16 protein-coding genes are annotated in these 18,693 nt (G+C 33.8%); 2 read left to right on the forward strand and 14 right to left on the reverse strand.

Features of this window, described 5'->3' with window-relative positions; translation table 11 throughout:
- Nucleotides 1–67: 67 nt before the first annotated feature.
- Nucleotides 68–3,499, forward strand: coding sequence for a pyruvate carboxylase (locus tag G558_RS0106320; RefSeq protein ID WP_028829423.1), 3,432 nt, complete (start codon nt 68–70; stop codon nt 3,497–3,499).
- Between the two features lie 92 nt (nt 3,500–3,591).
- Here the strand turns inward: G558_RS0106320 and G558_RS13835 are convergent, their stop codons facing one another.
- From G558_RS13835 to G558_RS0106385, 13 genes are all read right to left on the reverse strand, one after another.
- Entirely contained in the window at nt 3,592–4,218 is a 627-nt protein-coding gene (locus G558_RS13835) for a ferritin-like domain-containing protein (protein ID WP_051188520.1), read from the reverse strand.
- 142 nt (nt 4,219–4,360) lie between these two features.
- Nucleotides 4,361–5,686, reverse strand: a complete 1,326-nt coding sequence (locus tag G558_RS0106330; RefSeq protein WP_028829425.1) for a GHKL domain-containing protein — start codon at nt 5,684–5,686, stop codon at nt 4,361–4,363.
- 2 nt (nt 5,687–5,688) lie between these two features.
- Nucleotides 5,689–6,408: a LytR/AlgR family response regulator transcription factor gene (locus tag G558_RS0106335; protein ID WP_156888525.1), complete on the reverse strand. Its 720-nt coding sequence runs from the start codon at nt 6,406–6,408 to the stop codon at nt 5,689–5,691.
- Nucleotides 6,409–6,654: 246 nt separating this feature from the next.
- The gene (locus G558_RS0106340; protein WP_028829427.1) at nt 6,655–7,164 is read right to left on the reverse strand and encodes a hypothetical protein; all 510 of its coding nucleotides are present in this window, start codon (nt 7,162–7,164) and stop codon (nt 6,655–6,657) included.
- 20 nt (nt 7,165–7,184) lie between these two features.
- Complete coding sequence (locus G558_RS0106345) at nt 7,185–7,565, reverse strand: hypothetical protein (RefSeq protein WP_028829428.1); 381 nt, start codon at nt 7,563–7,565, stop codon at nt 7,185–7,187.
- Between the two features lie 636 nt (nt 7,566–8,201).
- A complete protein-coding gene (locus tag G558_RS0106350) occupies nt 8,202–8,531 on the reverse strand; it encodes a hypothetical protein (RefSeq protein ID WP_028829429.1) in 330 nt (109 codons plus the stop codon).
- Between the two features lie 20 nt (nt 8,532–8,551).
- Nucleotides 8,552–9,115: a DUF2971 domain-containing protein gene (locus G558_RS13365; RefSeq protein ID WP_028829430.1), complete on the reverse strand. Its 564-nt coding sequence runs from the start codon at nt 9,113–9,115 to the stop codon at nt 8,552–8,554.
- A 41-nt stretch (nt 9,116–9,156) separates the two neighbouring features.
- A complete protein-coding gene (locus G558_RS0106360; RefSeq protein ID WP_028829431.1) occupies nt 9,157–10,398 on the reverse strand; it encodes a hypothetical protein in 1,242 nt (413 codons plus the stop codon).
- A gap of 36 nt (nt 10,399–10,434) precedes the next feature.
- Nucleotides 10,435–10,917 (reverse strand): recombinase family protein, encoded by a 483-nt coding sequence (locus G558_RS13370; RefSeq protein ID WP_051188522.1) that lies wholly within the window; start codon nt 10,915–10,917, stop codon nt 10,435–10,437.
- 219 nt (nt 10,918–11,136) lie between these two features.
- Entirely contained in the window at nt 11,137–13,770 is a 2,634-nt protein-coding gene (ppdK, locus tag G558_RS0106370) for a pyruvate, phosphate dikinase (RefSeq protein ID WP_028829432.1), read from the reverse strand.
- Between the two features lie 20 nt (nt 13,771–13,790).
- A complete protein-coding gene (locus G558_RS0106375) occupies nt 13,791–14,615 on the reverse strand; it encodes a pyruvate, water dikinase regulatory protein (RefSeq protein WP_207636202.1) in 825 nt (274 codons plus the stop codon).
- Nucleotides 14,616–14,630: 15 nt separating this feature from the next.
- A complete protein-coding gene (locus G558_RS0106380) occupies nt 14,631–15,257 on the reverse strand; it encodes a helix-turn-helix transcriptional regulator (protein WP_028829434.1) in 627 nt (208 codons plus the stop codon).
- Between the two features lie 94 nt (nt 15,258–15,351).
- The gene (locus G558_RS0106385; RefSeq protein WP_028829435.1) at nt 15,352–15,885 is read right to left on the reverse strand and encodes a M48 family metallopeptidase; all 534 of its coding nucleotides are present in this window, start codon (nt 15,883–15,885) and stop codon (nt 15,352–15,354) included.
- 161 nt (nt 15,886–16,046) lie between these two features.
- On the opposite strand from G558_RS0106385, the gene G558_RS0106390 reads away from it, so the two are divergent.
- On the forward strand, nt 16,047–17,510 hold the full coding sequence (locus tag G558_RS0106390) for an aminoacyl-histidine dipeptidase (protein WP_028829436.1): 1,464 nt from the start codon (nt 16,047–16,049) through the stop codon (nt 17,508–17,510).
- Nucleotides 17,511–17,590: 80 nt separating this feature from the next.
- On the opposite strand, the gene rodA is transcribed toward G558_RS0106390, so the two are convergent.
- Entirely contained in the window at nt 17,591–18,691 is a 1,101-nt protein-coding gene (rodA, locus tag G558_RS0106395; RefSeq protein ID WP_028829437.1) for a rod shape-determining protein RodA, read from the reverse strand.
- Nucleotides 18,692–18,693: the final 2 nt, after the last annotated feature.

The following is an 18,693-nucleotide window of genomic DNA, read 5'->3' on the forward strand; positions in this document are numbered from 1 at the left end:
AAGAATTTTTTGTACTTCATTTTAATATTGATACTAATTTAACGCAAATATAGGAGGTTTTTTATACATGTCTCAAGAAATAAAGCAATTTAAAAAAGTAATGGTAGCAAACCGCGGAGAAATAGCCATAAGAATATTCAGGGCATTAACAGAACTTGGAATTAGAACTGTAGGAATTTATTCCAAAGAAGACAAATTATCCCTTTTCAGGACTAAGGCAGATGAATCTTACCTTATAGGAGAGAACAAGAGTCCTATCGATGCCTATCTTGATATGGAAGGCATCATAAGACTGGCAAAAAGCAAAAAAGTTGATGCTATACATCCTGGTTATGGATTCCTTTCAGAAAACCCTTTATTTGCAAAAATGTGTCGCGACAATGGAATCGAATTTATAGGCCCTTCTGTAGAAACTATGGAGATGATGGGTGACAAGATAAGTTCAAAGAAAATAGCTGATATATGTGGTGTTCCCACTATTCCTGGAACAAAGGACGCTATAAAAACAGTAGAAGATGCTATAAGAATTGCCGAAGAAATCGGTTACCCCGTAATGGTAAAGGCTTCTAACGGTGGTGGTGGCCGCGGAATGCGTATCGTAAGGTCAAGCAGCCAGATGCAGACAGATTTTCAATCTGCCATGAATGAATCTATAAAGGCTTTTGGCGATGACAAGATATTTATAGAAAAATACCTTCATAAACCAAAACATATAGAAGTTCAAATCCTTGGAGATGCTTACGGAAACATAGTTCATCTTTATGAGAGAGATTGTTCATTGCAAAGAAGACATCAGAAGGTGATTGAGTTTGCCCCCTCTATATCTCTTAAAGAAGATACAAAAAAGAAGCTCCTTGAGTCAGCTCTAAAACTTGCAAACCATGTAAACTACAAGAGCGCGGGAACACTTGAGTATCTGGTTGATGAACAGGAAAACTTCTATTTCATAGAAATGAACCCTCGTATTCAAGTTGAACATACAGTTACTGAAATGATTACAGGAATAGACATTGTTCAAAGCCAGATTCTTATTGAAATGGGACATTCTTTAAAATCTGAAGAAATAAACATACAGTCACAAGAAGATGTAAAAGTTAATGGCTACTCAATTCAGTGCCGTTTGACTACTGAAGATCCTACAAAAGGTTTTATGCCTGACACAGGCAAAATTTCTGTTTACCGATCTGGTTCAGGATTTGGAATACGTCTAGATGGAGGAAACGGCTTTACCGGTTCAGAGATAACCCCATATTATGATAGTCTTCTAGTAAAAACCACTTCATGGGACAGAACTTTCCAGGGAGCGACTAGAAAAGTCATCAGATCCCTTAGAGAGTTCAGGATAAGAGGTGTTAAGACAAACACACCTTTCCTTATAAATGTGCTGAACCACCCAAGTTTTATTGAAGGAAAATGTTATACTTCCTTTATAGAGGAAACAACAGAACTTTTTGATATAAAAGCCAGCAAAGACAGGGCCAGCAAGCTGATTAACTTTATTGGTAATGTAACCGTAAATGAGCGTACTAATAACAGATTTGATGAAAGTATGATTAATATTCCTAAATTTGCAATCACAGATACACCTGGATCTAGAGACTTGTTCCTTAAAATGGGTGCAAAAGACTTCACTCAGATGATCAAAAATGAAAAGAAGCTGTATATTACTGATACCACCATGCGAGATGCACACCAGTCACTGATTGCTACAAGGCTTCGTACTCACGACATGGTAAAGATAGCCCCTTATGCAAACGAAGTATTTAAAGATACATTTTCTATGGAGACATGGGGTGGAGCTACATTTGACGTAGCATACAGATTCCTCAAAGAATCTCCATGGGTAAGACTGCAAACACTAAATAAGCTCATGCCTAATGTGCTTCAGCATATGCTCCTTAGATCTTCAAATGCCGTAGGTTACAAAAACTATCCCGACAATGTAGTTGCCGAATTTATCAAGCAATCTGCTGAAAGAGGAGTAGATGTATTTAAAATATTTGACAGCCTTAACTGGATAGAGAACATGGAAAGACCAATCGAAGAAGCTCTAAAGACTGGAAAAATTGTCCATGGAGCAATATGCTACACTTCAAACATACTTGATCCTAATAATACAAAATATACTACCCAGTATTATATAGAAAAAGCAAAACAGCTCGAAAGCATGGGAGTTCACATCGTAGGAATAAAAGACATGTCAGGTCTGCTTAAACCTTATGCTGCAAAAGAGCTTGTAACTGCCCTAAAAAAAGAGCTTAATATCCCAATTGAAATCCATACTCACGACTCTACCGGAAATGGGGTAAGTACAGTGCTTATGGCAGCAGAAGCAGGCGCAGATATAGTTGACTGCGCTATAGAATCAATGTCAGGACTTACAAGCCAGCCATCACTTAACTCTGTGGTTGAGGCTCTAAGACATACTCCTAGAGACACCGGCCTTGATATAGACAAACTTAATGAAATCAGCGCATACTATCTTGGCGTAAGAAACATATATTCAAAATTTGAGACAGAGTTAAAAACCCCTTCTGTTGAAATATATAAATATGAAATACCAGGAGGACAGTATTCAAACCTACTTCCTCAAGTTCAGAGTCTTGGTCTGGGAGACAGGTTCCAGGAAGTTAAAGCAGCATTTAAAGAAGCTAACGATCTTTTCGGTGATATAGTTAAAGTAACGCCATCTTCTAAAATAGTTGGTGATATGGCTATATTTATGGTAAAGAATGACATCAACAAGGATAACATAATGGAAAAAGGAAAAGATGTCTCTTTCCCAGAGTCAGTTATAGAATATTTCATGGGATATATAGGCCAGCCTGAAGGCGGATTCCCTAAAGAACTTCAAAAACTTGTTCTTAAAGGTGCTACTCCAATTACCTGCAGGCCTGGGGAACTTCTTCCTCCTGAAGATTTTGATGCTATCAAAAAATATCTTGATGAAAATTATGATGGCAGAGGAAACTCAAGAAATGTAGTAAGTTACTCTCTATACCCAAAAGTTTATGATGATTACTGCAAACATCTTGATCTTTATAACGACATAAGCAAGCTTCCGTCTAATGTGTTCTTTAATGGTCTTGATGTCGGTGAAGAGGTCGATGTTGAAATAGAACCAGGTAAAGTACTCAACATGAAATTCCTTTCAATGAACGATCCTGATTCAAGCGGAATGAGAACGCTGAGCTTTGAAGTTAACGGTTCATCCAGAGAAACCGAGATCCTTGACCATTCAGTTGAGATCATCAAGTACGATGAAAGAAAAGTAGATTCTACAAATCCAAAACATATAGGTTCTCCAATTCCTGGAAATGTCGTTAAGATATTTGTAAAAGCAGGAGACGCTATCGAAGCCAATAAGCCAATAATGACTATAGAAGCTATGAAAATGGAAACCACCGTACTTTCGAAGGCTAATGGCCTTATATCCGAAATACTTGTAAAAGAAGGTGACCGTGTTACCGATAATCAGCTTATAGCTACTTTAGAATAACAACATTAGTAACTAAAATTCAATAAATCTCTATTTTAAAAGGCTCAGAATGGTTTCCGAGCCTTTTAAATAATGAATCATATAGTTTTAAATTATAAAGCCTGTCTTCTACCCTGTCCATTGCCATTTCCATTTCTGCGTCCCTGCCCCATTCCAGTACCATTGCCTGTTCCTGTGCATGTTCCTGATGCGGCATTTTCAAATGCTCTCAGATGGTTTTTGGATGCATTCATGAGTCTTTCAAATATTGCTCTCACATCATCGTTCAGGTCCTCTTTGAGGAATTTTTCGTACATTGCTATGTTATTCTCCTCAGCCTTGATTTCTATGCCATAGGATTCCTGTAGTGATGGTGGCATTTCAACAAGAGACTTCCAATCCTTTTCCGGTACAGTCACCTTATATTTTTCAAAAAGAGGAAGCAGCATACTGACATGCCTCTGCTCAGCTCTCACAATGTTTGTGAACGGCCTCTGAGCGCCGAACTTTTCGATTATCATCTGATACCCTGCAAGCGCAAGATTTTCATCTTCAACAGCATAGACAAGCATCTCCTCAAGGGTATAGCTGCTGTCTGAAGAAGCCGCTGCTGCGCCATACTTTTCAGTGGATATACTGCTGTCTTCAACTGCATATACAGCTCCTCCTGATACTGCAGATACTATCATCGCAGCAGATAAAAATATGCCTGCCGATTTTTTCAAGATATTCTTTCTCATACTATTCATCTCCTTATCATATATAAAGGTAAGCTTGAATTCCTTATGTCTTATCCTTATTATAACCATCAAATATGACGGAAGTGTGATGGAAATATAAAATAAGTATGAAAGATATCTGATTAAAGATACTTTCAGTATTTCACTTAACAAAATCATATAGCATTATTTCCAGACAGAAAATATTATTAATTGTGGTTATTTTGCAGTATCCGCTCTGTTCTTTTACTAATTCCTGGATACTCTTAATTCCTATACCATGCATAACAGGATTTTCCTTTTTAGTAACAGGTAATCCGCCATCAAATGCTATTACTCCTGAATATGGATTCGAAATTTTTATAAATAAATTTCCATCATCATCAAATATTCTTATAATTATACTTTTTTGCGTTAAAACTTCGGAGCTGTAGTTCTGTATGGCATTATCTATTGCGTTTCCAAGTATAATGTACAGACTATCTTCATCAATCTCTGCATTTACTGCGACATTTATCTTTGTATCAGTTTCAATTCCTTTATTGCTTGCTTCTTGCAACTTATAATTTAACAATCTATTCAATCCCTGATTTTTTGTATAAATTTTTAAATCCCCTTTAAATTCTTCGCCAATTAAAAAATTTAGTTTGTCTTCTAATTCCATCAACGATTTCTCTGTATTTTCTTCTAACCTTGATTTTAAATACAGCAATTGATAGTTTAAATCATGTTTGATTGATCTTATTTTATCAAAAGAATTGCTTACAACTTGTTCCCGCTCTATGTAGTATTTCATTTGAGATTTCAAAAATTTATTATCATACTTTACTCTTTCAATTTCTTTCAATTTGTCAAAAAGATAGTATACGAATATATTTATAAATACCAGACTGACAATCGAACCGGCTACCAGCCATTGAATAATTCCTGTTTTATTGTAAGCAATAGTGCTAAAAGTATATATTATAAATATACTGCAGATTGGAAGTATAACAACTTGAAATGAATCAAAAATAACAAACTTGTCTCCATCTTCCTTTTTCAATTTATATGTTTGCAGTAATTTTATTGAAATCAGCGTGACAATTTTGGATAAGATCGTTCCCACCAGTCTGGATAATTCATCTTGCAATATCAATTCTACTGAAAAATTCAGCAAAATTCCATAAATTATTGCTACAATTAGCTCAGAAACTACTCCTAAAAATACCCATGCAATTGAAATGATAAATTTATCTAAATATCTGCCCGAATAATTAGATGCAATTATAAAAACTGTAAACAACTGGATTAATATATTTGTCGCAGGTTCTGTATTCAGAAAATATGTTGCAAATCCAAATAATAAAAAAAATAAATAAGACAACATTCTGTAATTATTTAACTTTTTTTCTGGTTTTAAAAAGATTTTAATCGCAAGATCTATTGTATACAGTGATAAAATATTAATCGAAGAATATAAAAAAATCTCCATGCTTATAGATATCATTGTTATAAATACCTCTTTTCAATATATTTCATGTATCTTTGCTCTGTATCCATCTTATATTTTGCTCCAATGCTATAGGTCTGTGGTCTTCCTTTGATAATCACAACATCGGATTTCACACTTACGTATTTTAAATTGAAAATAAAAGATTTACTCGGCATAATAAAACAGTCTACGTTCTGCAGCTTTGACCAGGTACTTGACAATGTATCACAGTATATTTCTTCAAATTTGGTTGAGTATAATATTATATTATTTCTTTGACTTTCAAAATATATAATATCTTGAATCGGAATGCATTGCAATTTTCCTTGCTTTTTGTAAGTAAAAATACGTTCTTTATCTTTTCGAATGATTTCACAGGCTTTCAATAGCGCTGATTCTAGCTGACTTTTATCAATCGGTTTATCAATAAATGCTATTGTTTGAAAAGCAAATAATTCTTTGATTCTTTTATCGTAGCTGGAAATAAAAATAATCAGGCTTTCCTTTCCCATAGAACGAATTTTTGTTGCAGTGTCAATTCCATCCATTCCATTCATAAGTATGTCTAATAGTATTACCTGAAAATCTTGTGTTTCTAAAGCATCACAAAGCTCTTCCCCACTGGAAAAAGATGCTATGTTGAATTCTTCTTTCCATTTTTCTTCAATAAAACTAAGTGAAGACATGATTTTATCCCGCTCATTTTTAATATCATCACAGTAGGCTATTTTTAACATGAGCTCTCCCCCAGTATTTGCTTTTTGCAATTTCTTTATATGTTCATAATGAACAAAAAAATTAGCTATTACCTTCAAATATCAACTCTCTTCGTGTTTTTAAAATTAAGTGCCAATCTTATTTATCATTATACTCCAAAATCCATCCTAAATCTTAAAAATCATAAAATCCTCATCAGTTTCATGCAACAGGATTTTATGATTCAAATTCTACTATTCAATTTTACACGAATTTCCAAAATTATACTAATTTCCTAAATTAGGTTCATAGACCAATGGTTCTTCATTCTTTAAATTGATGTCGTTTTCAATTAAAGGTTTTAACGGTGGTGTAACCGAAAATGCATCACTGGATTTTTTGTAAAAATCTCCACTTTTTTCAAAAATGATATTTCCTTTTTTGTCTATGGTGATTTTATTTCTGTCAGATTCATCTCTGCCAGAAAGCAAATATTCATTTTCGGATAACTTTGTAAATGTACCTCTGTATATGCTGTTCTCACTGTTATTCATAAAGTCTTCATAGTAATAATAATGGTTTGGATTGTTTTCTATATGCGGAACCGTGATCATAGTATGTCTTACAATATAAGCAAAGCTCCCTTCCGTTTTCGATTCTTCTTGTAAGATGTATGTACCAACAAAACCAGATAAAGGAGGAGATTTAAAAGTATTGCAATTTAATGAAAATACAATATACATAAATAACATAATCGCTAAAGTTCCTATTAATATATTATTTCCTGTTTTTTGCATTCTTATCTCCTCCTCTATAATTATGTTGTCTCATATTTCATGCTTATAACAACGCACTTTACAAGATAGTATGAAAAGAATATCGCAGTGAATATCTCACTATTTGAGAATCCAAGTAGCTGAGCTGCGTATTTCCCTAAAATTAATGTGAACATACCTACGTATAAATCAGATTTACACGGATTGTCGAGCAGTCTGAAAAAATATCCCAAGTTAACATTCTTCCAGATGTATTCATTTGAATTCACTCGTTTTTTTATAGCATACACAACTATTACTACAGACAGTGCAAGTGGTATGACAAACTTGTCACTTAGAATAGCAAATATAGGGTTTATAATGAATAAAAGAATTATAGTTATCAAAATAAGCAGATCTTTAATTATGGAGTATAGTCTCATTGCTCATCCTCTACTTTGTATAAACTCTATAGGAATCGGGACTTATACCCCAAGGGTTCCCTGCGTAAATAACACAATACTTAATTCCGTTCCTTGTTACAATTTTTGTATACGATGTCCTACTTATTTCAGAAAGCATAAAGTCTATAAGTTTTCCTCCTACATACCCAGTTATAAATTCAATTAATCCATAAGTTTAAACATCAGGATTCTTTTCATAAAATTCTCCTCTGAATCAACTAATGTTTTTTAATATAATACTTTCCAAAAAAACAATAATAATCATAAAAATAAAAATTTAAATATGAAGTATGAATATAATGATTAGATTGAAATAATTAGTAACTTTAAAGCAATTATAACCCAACTCTCACTTTAAAAACCACAAACAGGACGAAACAGCAAAAATCAAGGACGAAATTCTATATATACCAATAGCCTATATACGTTTGCCTTTTATTAACAAACCATAAGACCCTAAAGTGATTTTTCACAATAGGGCCTTATAGTTCTATCTTTTTCTTATTTGTCTCTTACTGTTCCATCGCTTATAGCTGCCTGCGCGGCGGCTATCAAAATAGACCAATCGTTATTTTTTGCACATTATGTTACACTTTCTTGTAATTCAATAAAACTTCAAAGCCTTTTTGCAATTAAATTGAACTCCGATCCCTGTTCATCTAACTTCATTTTATATACAGGTATCTGTAACTTATTTGCTATTTTAATAATGCTGTCTTTATATGACTGCATACAATTCATACCGATATATATTTCTTTTGGTATTGCTGAAAAGTAAGGCATTCCTTTTGCAGTTGCACCTGTAGTACATCTAAACTCGTTCTCATAACTCCATGAAACGTGTTTAATATTACAAAAAAATGATGACAAATATATCAGTGATAAATCATCTAATAATATCTGTTTTCTTACCTTTCTTGACTGTACTTCAATTTCTCTAATCATATTTTCCACTTGTTTAACCATCAAACTTGTAATATAGTATATTGAACTGGAAAAGTACAACCTGATAATTGATTATTCAACTTCATATCATATGAAACACAATAACCCGTATGATTATTTGCATAATGTGCCCACATTGGCATTGAGTTTTCACTATTTGAAGTCAACGCTGATACTTTTGAAAAAGATGAAAAATCATCTATCAATCTTCCATCACAACCAGCTAACCTATCAAATCTTTTTAGTTCCTCTGGCTTATGGAAGTACGCCTTATTATCAAAGGGGTCATTCAAATATTTCGCATCAGTCATAAATATCTTTTTCTGTTCTAATGTTTGTAGCTTTTGCTCATTTAAAGCTATATCATCCGTTAATGAATAATACTTAAACAATATTTCTGGTATGTATAACCTTGTAATTTTATAAATCTCATTAAAGACTTCATTTTTATTCGATGATGTATTAATTAAATATATTGCTTTAAGATAATCTATTGGATTATCAATACGCCATTTCTCAATGTCAAAGTCTTTCTCGTCAATTGGCTTTTCTGGAATTGTATATTGAATGTCTTCTAGTTTCATTGATATCTCTCACCTCACAGTATATTTATCCACAGTTCTATTCAATAATTTACTATATCCCTTCCTGAAATTAAGTACTCTGGAACTTCAACATCCTTTACCATCGGGTGATTAGCAAAGAATAGCCTGATCGCCCTAATAGCACCATAAGTATCATTCATTAAATCAACTTGTTTTTGATACAAACTAATGTCATATTTATTAGATGTTAATTCATGAGCTGGTATTTGACGTATACGTCGTATGTTTTTTAACGGTTTTATTATAATATCCTCAATATTCTCTTTAGTGCGTATATTTTTACACATCCACTCTTCTAACATTACAAGACTGCCTTTTTCTTTACCACTTTCATCAAATCGGTAAACACTAGCAATGTAAGGAGCTGACTTTTGAAATATCTTATATGATAAGTTATGTACAACAAGTTTTTCTAGTAAAAGTACAAAATCGTAGTAGTTTTTTAGAGTAGGTAAAAAGATGTTTCTATATCCTTCCGGCATTTCTGAAAAATGTGTTCCAAATGTTTTATTAAATAATTTTGGAATACCCATTGCCTCACACTGTTCATTAATAACATTCATTTCGTCAATCAAAGCATGAAAAATCCATGCTTTTGTTGCCCATTTACCATGTATTAGATTCTCAATAAAACCAGAGGCTATTTTACAGTGGCTTTGATTATGAAGTTCGAACCCTTTCCAAAGCATCTGTTTTCGAGGTGATAGCTTTGCTAAATCACATATAAAAACACCAATTGCTCGTTCTAAATATTCTCCTTCAATATAAGCCATACCATAGTCTTTTATGTATTCATCCTCAATAAAACTGTCATCACAGTATTCATCCTTAGGATATATATTCCCTCTATACCCACTATCCATTAATATAAATTTAGGATTATTCGCATATCTCTCTAATATCTCTATATTAAAATATATTATCTTAAATTGATTTTCACCTTTTTGCATGGTAATAGTATATGGACTATCATAATCAACCGCTATATCCTTTAATGCTTTTGGAGTTGGGTATAATACTGAGTACATTGTTTTTTGGGATATGTTTGATTTTTGTGTCTCAGCTGGAATGTTTAAGTTAACTCCCTTAATATGAGGATTTAAAACCTCATTGCTGGAGAGCACTTCGATGAGCTGTTGGTCTATCAATTCACATAATATTTTATAATCATAGTTCTCCATTTGATAAACAGGCAATCCATTAAAATCAAAAGAATTTAAATAGTAACCAATTATCTCATTAAGTATTTGTTCTTTTCCCATTATTTCACCTTACATATAAACCTATAGAAAATTCCATTATATGTGTTTCCTTTCTCTGATATTATAATTTAGTTTCATATAAGTCCTTAAATCTACTAGCTCTCTAGGAATCCTACCTTTTTCATTTGGTGCCTCTGTTCTCTCCATTAAACCTGTTTTACTGTTTATATCATCAAGTGCAATTAATACACTCAAAGTATACTCTCCTAACTGGCTTGCTGAATCAAATTTTTCTTTCCTTATGTATAAGGAAACATTCTTTTCTTGAGTCTGAACAATAAACCTAATTATTGATTTGATATTCTTACCTAATGAATCTATGCTATACACAAAGATTGTGTCTCCACTTCTTACATAATCAATCATCTCATTTAATACTGTATTTCCTACATTCTTCTCATGAAATATCCTATACACATTTGAACTATTTAAAAAGTCCATTTGTGTTTTGTATGTACGACTGTTTTCTACTCCTCTTATATATCCTAATTTAATGTTAAACACCCCATATAAGTCCAAATTTTAATACTCTTATTCTAACACAAAGCGTTCCAAAATTAAACTTAAAAAGTGTTCTATAATAGCTAAACTTATTTTCTGTTACGAAATACATTATTCTGATAAAAAAGGGTAACACCTCAAAATTTACTAAGAGGTATCACCCTATTTAACTCTATAACTAATCCTTAAAACACTTGATATATAAGGATTTTCTACTTATATCTACTATATTTGTTCTTATTTGTCTCTTACTGTACCATCATCTATTGCTGCCTGAGCTGCTGCAAGTCTTGCTATTGGTACTCTAAATGGTGAGCAGCTCACATAATCAAGCCCAACGCTCTGACAGAATGCGATAGATTTTGGATCTCCACCGTGCTCTCCACAAATCCCAAGCTTTATTCCTGGATTCGTCTCTCTTCCAAGTGTGCATGCCATTTTAACCATCTTGCCTATTCCTGCAATATCAAGTGTTTCAAATGGACTGTAATCTAATATTCCTTTTTTAGTATAATCATCAAGGAATTTACCTGAATCGTCTCTTGAGAATCCAAATCCCATCTGAGTCAGGTCGTTTGTTCCAAAACTGAAGAATTCAGCTTCTTCTGCTATTTCATCTGCTGTTATCGCAGCTCTAGGAACCTCAATCATTGTTCCTATAGTGTATTCAACCGTTTCTCCAGTTTCCTCAAATACCGAGTTAATTTCTTCTATAAGGAATGTCTTTATATATACAAGCTCTGACTTTGCACAGATAAGTGGTATCATTATTTCCGGATTTACGTCTATATTTTCTTTTTTCATATCAATAGCTGCTGCTATAATAGCTCTCACCTGCATCTTGTATATTTCAGGATATGTTACCGCAAGTCTGCATCCTCTATGTCCAAGCATAGGGTTAAACTCATGCAATCTTTCTACAACATCCTTAAGATGATCGAAAGTTTTTCCAATAGAATCTGCAACTTCTTTTATATCTTCATCTGTATTTGGAAGGAATTCATGAAGCGGTGGATCAAGAAGTCTTATTGTTACAGGAAGTTCTTTCATCACTTCATATATTTCTATAAAATCCTGTTTTTGGTATGGAAGGAGAAGTTTAAGTGCTGCTTCTCTTTCTTCAAGAGTCTCTGCTACTATCATTTTTCTTACGTTTAGGATTCTCTCCTCGTCAAAGAACATATGCTCTGTTCTGCAAAGTCCTATTCCTTCTGCTCCAAGTTCTATAGCTTTTCTTGCATCTCTTGCATTATCTGCATTGGCTCTGACTTTCATTGTCTTAAAATCATTTACATACTGCATGAAAACTTCAAAATTTTCTATAAGACTCGTGCTCGCTTTTGGTATGCTTCCAAGATACACACCACCTGTTGATCCATCAAGTGATATTACATCGCCCTCTGTAAGAACCATATCTTTTACTTTCATAGTTTTTGCGTGCTCATCTATTCTGATATCCTGACATCCTGCAACGCAGCACTTTCCCATACCTCTTGCAACAACGGCAGCGTGAGATGTCATGCCTCCTCTTGCCGTAAGAATCCCTTCAGAGTTGATCATTCCTGCTATGTCCTCTGGAGATGTTTCCTGTCTTACAAGTATTACTGAAATTCCCTTTTCTTTAGCTTCTACTGCACTATCTGCGGTAAAATATATCTGTCCTGAAGCTGCTCCTGGTGATGCAGGAAGTCCTTTTGCAAGAAGCTCATGGTTTTTTACTTCTTTTTCGTCAAAACTTGGGTGAAGAAGTTGTTCAAGCATATGCGGATCAATTCTTCCAACACTTTCCAACTTAGTGATTTTTCCTTCTTCAACAAGATCCACCGCTATATTTACTGCAGCTTTTGCGGTTCTTTTTCCTGTTCTTGTCTGAAGAAGATAAAGTATTTCGTCTTCTATCGTAAACTCAATATCTTGCATGTCTCTGTAATGATTTTCAAGAATCTGAGTAGTCTTCATGAACTGATTATAAACTGCAGGCATTATAGACTCAAGCTCATCTATTGAAAGAGGAGTCCTTATCCCTGCTACAACGTCTTCGCCCTGTGCATTCATAAGGAATTCACCAAAAACCTTGTTTTCACCGGTAGCAGGATTTCTTGTAAATGCAACTCCTGTTCCTGATCTGTCGCCCATATTTCCAAATACCATACTCTGAATATTAACAGCAGTTCCCAGTTTATGCGAAATTTCATTAAGATTTCTGTATATTACTGCACGAGGGTTATTCCAAGAATCAAATACCGCTTTTAGAGAAAGTTTAAGCTGTTCTTTTGTATCTTGTGGAAAATCTGTTTTAAGTTCTCTTTTGTATATTTCTTTATATCTTTCTACAAGCAGCTTCAGATCGGACGCATCTAAATCCGTATCATTTTCACACCCTTTTTCATGTTTCATTTTTTCAAGTTCATGCTCAAAGTTTGACTTTGAAACTCCCATTGCTACATCAGAAAACATCTGTATAAATCTTCTGTAGCTATCATATGCGAATCTTTCATTTCCGCTCTTTTTTATAAGAGAAATTACAGTCTCGTCATTAAGTCCGAGGTTAAGTATTGTATCCATCATTCCAGGCATTGAAAATACTGATCCTGATCGAACTGAAACAAGAAGCGGATTTTCTCCGTGTCCAAATGTTTTTCCTGTCTCATCTTCAAGCTGAGCAAGTTTTTCAAAAATTTCATCAAGGAGCTGTGGCCAAAGCGTCTTTCCTTCTTCATCGTATTGTATGCAAGCTTCGGTAGTTACGGTAAATCCAGGCGGAACGTTAAGACCAATATTGGTCATCTCTGCAAGGTTTGCTCCTTTTCCTCCAAGCAGGCTCTTCATGTCCTTATTTCCTTCTTTAAAATTATAGACAAATTTTTTCATAGGTTTTCTCCTTTTAATTGTTAATCATTATATATTCTTATACCCTGTTTTTTTAAAATGTTAATTATTATATCCGCTGTTTCTTCTATTGCCTTGTTAGAAACATCAATCACCGGACATCCTATTTTTTTCATTATTTTATCTGCATAATCCAGTTCTTCAAGTATTCTTGACATTGAAGCATAATTTGCCCCACTTGTAAGGCCCAGGGCCTTGAGTCTTTCTTCTCTTATCTGATTCAATTTTTCTGGAGAATTTATGAGCCCTATTACCCTAGATGATGATACCTCATAAATTTCTCTTGGTGGAAGAGATTCTGGAACTAGCGGAACATTTGCTACTTTTATATTTTTATTTGCAAGATACATGGAAAGTGGAGTCTTTGACGTTCTGGAAATCCCCAAAATTACTACATCAGCTAACTTAAGACCTCTTGGATCTTTTCCATCGTCATACTTTACTGCAAATTCTATAGCCTCAACTCTTTTAAAATAAGCCTTATCCAACTTTCTTATGACTCCCGCCTCTCTGCTTGGCTCCATTGAAAATTTTTCTGATATGGCATTCATTGTTTCGCCCATTATATCCATACACAAAATCCCATATTCAGCAGCAAATTTATTTATCATTTCAACCAGTTCAAGTTCTACAAGTGTATATACTAAGATTGAATTGCAGTTTTTTGCTTCTTCAAGAATTGGCATGAGAGTTTCTTCGTCAAGTACATATGAACGCTTCTTTATTTCATAATTCCCTGTATCAAATTGAGCCACACAAGCTTTTGCAATTTGTTCAGCTGTATCTCCCAGAGAGTCTGAAACTACATATATGTTTAATTTCATCAAATATACTCCTTATATCTAATTTTTTATCAGTTCTGCAAGTAATTTTGTAGCGTTTGTCTTTGTAAATCTTCCTACTATTTCTGTAAACTCTAATTTGTCGCTTGCCCTTACTACGGGAAGACTGTCAATTTCATGGACAATGAGTTTGTTGATTGCTTCTGGAACATTTGCATTTTCATCTACAGTAACCACATTTGGCATTCTTGTCATAGCCATGCTTACTGGAACTGAATTAATGTCTTTTTCTCCAATTGTGCTCTTCAGGAGATCTTTTCTTGAGATTATACCACTAAGACCCTTTTCATTTACTGCAAATATACTTCCTACGTCTTCTAGAAAGAACTTTACCATTGCATTATGAAGTGATTCTTTCTCATCTATTACTACTGCTATACTCATTACCTGTGACACTTTTTTATTAAGTATATTTTCCGATGAAACTTTTACATTTCTCTGAAGTATATAACCAACTTTGGGCCTTGCAGCCAGGTATCCAAGTTGCGTAAGTACACTCAAATCAGATCTAAGCGCTGCTCGAGTCAGTCCTAACTCTCCAGCTATGGTTTCACTCGTAACCGGCTCTGATTCTTTAACAATTTCTATTATTTCAAGCTGTCTTTTTGATAAATTTATAATACTCACCTCGCTTTAGGATACTCTATATTTATGTAGTATATCACATTTGTTTTTTATGTCAATATGTATATAAAAAGAACCGGATATATTTAATCAGATTCTATAGTTCTTTCTGAAGGATTTTCAATTTGCTTTCTCTTTTTTTGTAATCTGGCATGTATTTTTTCACTTCTTCATAAAATTTAATTTGATGATTCTTGACCCTTATATGCGCAAGTTCATGAACGACAATATAGTCTATCACGTCATCTGTAAGAAGCATTAACCTCCACGAAAAACACAGATTGTTTTTTGAACTGCAGCTTCCCCACCTTGTCTTTGCCGAAGTTATTTTAATTCCCTGAGGATTTACACCCATAATTTGGGAGTAGTATCTTACTTTATCTGGAATTACACTTTTCGCTTTTTTCTTCAGGTTAATGATATCATCTTCGCCAAGTCTGCTTAATACCCCATTTTCAGATCTTTCTTTCATTATCTCAAGTTGTTTTTTTATCCAGTCAATATTATTATTAACTATATTATCCACTTCTTTTTTTGTAATGCACTTTGGCGCCCTTACTATTATTTTTTGCTCTTTTGAAACTGAAATAGCCAGTGTCTTTCTATCTGTTTTTATTATTTGATAATTCATATTGTCCCCTTAATTTTGACATTATAATATTACTTAATTCTTCTAAAATATTACTTCTTTTATATGTTAAAGTCAATATGATTTGATATTAGGAAATAGCATATGATTTCTCAGAAAAATATGTTATCATAATTATATGAAAATTAAGGGAGGTATTTAAAATGAATCATTTTGAAAATTTAGAGTCAAGTAAGGTTTTTCATTTCTTTGAAGAAATCTCAAAAATTCCAAGATGTTCTGGAAGTGAAAAAGAAGTAAGCGATTATATGGTTAAGTTCGCAAAGGACAGAAATCTTGAAGTCTGGCAGGATGAGATTTACAACATTATAATAAAAAAAACAGCCACGCCTGGATATGAAAATTTTCCTTCGATAGCACTTCAGGGACACCTTGATATGGTATGCGAAAAAAATGTAAATACTATACATGATTTTAGTAAAGATCCAATCAAACTCATCATAAGATATGGAATGATATACGCTGATGGTACTACACTTGGCGCGGATAACGGGATAGCAGTTGCCATGGCTATGGCTGTCTTGGATTCTAACGATTTAAGCCATCCTTGTCTTGAAGTAATACTTACTGTGCAGGAAGAAACTGGTCTTACCGGAGCAAAGATGCTTGATCCCGAAAAAGTAAATTCAAGAACACTTATAAATATCGATTCCGAAGAGGAAGGAAAACTTCTAACGAGCTGCGCGGGAGGAATAAGAAGTAAGCTGGACCTTCCTGTAGAATGGACTTCCCTTGAAACAGAATATGATACATACAAGCTTACGGTGGGAGGTCTCAGTGGCGGGCATTCAGGAGCTCAGATAAATCTTGGAAGGGGCAATGCAATAAAAATATTAGGAAGAGTTTTAAGAGAATTTAGTAAAGATCTTAAATTTGAAATATTTTCTGTTACAGCTGGCTCAAAAGATAATGTAATCCCAAGGGAAGCAAGCGCAGACATAGCAATAAATACGGACTGTTTCGACAAACTTAACTCACTTTCTCAAAAATGGACTGAAATTTTGAGAAAAGAATTTGTGCTAAAGGACGAGGATGTAGTTGTCAGTGTTGAAAAAATGGGCAATGATTCTAATTCCGTCTTAAACATGAAATCAAAAAGAGATCTAATATTTATGTTAAATCACCATCCTAATGGTATAAATACAATGAGTGCTCATATTCCTGGACTTGTAGAGTCTTCTCTTAATATAGGTGTTTTGGAGACAAGTAAAAGAAACATAAGTTTTCACTCAGCGCTAAGAAGCAGTATAAGAACTCTTAAATATGAAATATCAGAAAAACTTCAGCTCATTGCTGACTACACCTGCTCTAAACTGACTTTATCCAATGAATATCCAGAGTGGAGCTTTAATCCTGATTCCAAAATAAGAGACCTGTTTGTAAGCTGTCACAGTGATCTTTTTGGCAAAGAACCTGAGATAATAGCTATCCATGCTGGTGTTGAGTGCGGAATATTCAGCGAGAAATTTGAAGATATGGACATGATTTCATTTGGACCCGATACATTTGACCCTCACTCTCCAGATGAGCACATTTCAATTCATTCAGTCGACAATTGTTACAAACTGCTGCTTGATGTTTTAAAAAGTTCTGGCAAACTAAACTAAACTATTAAATAAATATAAAAATCCCTGTTTCAGATTTCAATTAAATGAGTCTGTACAGGGATTTATTGTTTATAGTTTTATTAATAAGCAAAGCTTGAATGTGATTTACTATATATATTTATTATCAATGCTATTGTAATCATAGTAGTCAGCATGGAACTTCCTCCGTAGCTGACAAAAGGCAGAGTAACTCCTGTAACAGGCATCAACCCTATGGTCATACCAATGTTTTGCATTACCTGATAAAACAGCATTCCCATAAATCCGGTACTCACAAGCGTTCCATAGAAATCTTTTGCATGTTTTGAAATTGCGTATATACGACTCAGAAACAGAAAAAACAAGATTATAACAAATGCCATTCCTACAAACCCAAACTCTTCGCCAAGAACCGCAAATATAAAATCACTTTCAGTTACCGGCAGGAAACCGTACTGACTTATAGTTCCATTAAAGAGTCCTTTGCCAAAAAAACCGCCTGATCCAATTGCTGTCATTGACTGTATAACCTGAAAGTTACCTTCATATGATGGATCTCCAGGGTTTAAAAAAGCATCTATTCTTACACGTTGATGATCTCTTAGTATAAATTTGTATATTATCGGAGTTGAAAGAGCAAATATAACTAGAGAGTTGAATATAAATTTCAAGTTCAGTCCTGCAACAAAAAGGCATACCAGAGTTATCGATATAAATACTATCACCCCACCAAGATCTGGCTGTTTAAGGAGCAATAGGAGTATTGGCACCGGATACATGAGCGCTGGAAGTATTTCTGACATAGTATCAAGTTTATTTTTTCTTCTGTCAAGAAACGAAGCATAAGCAAGTGTAAATGTTATCTTTGCAGCTTCTGATGTCTGAAAATCCATAAATCCCAGATTTATCCAGCTCCTTGCCCCAAATTGAGCTTTACCAAGCCCCGGTACATAGACAAGTAACAGTAGTACTATCGTTGCTATATAAAGCTGCTTTTCGTATCTTTTCATTATCCGATAATCAAACATCGCAGACATTAATATAACAAATATTCCCATTACAAACGATAAACTCTGTATCATTAACCTCTTTTTATCAAACTGTGTTGCACTCGTGATAAGTACAATTCCTATTACAAAAAGTATTGATATTATAAGTAAGAGCGACCAGTCATATTTATTTTTATTTAAATTATTATTCATTT

The organism is Proteocatella sphenisci DSM 23131 (assembly GCF_000423525.1).
Taxonomy (GTDB): domain Bacteria; phylum Bacillota; class Clostridia; order Peptostreptococcales; family Filifactoraceae; genus Proteocatella; species Proteocatella sphenisci.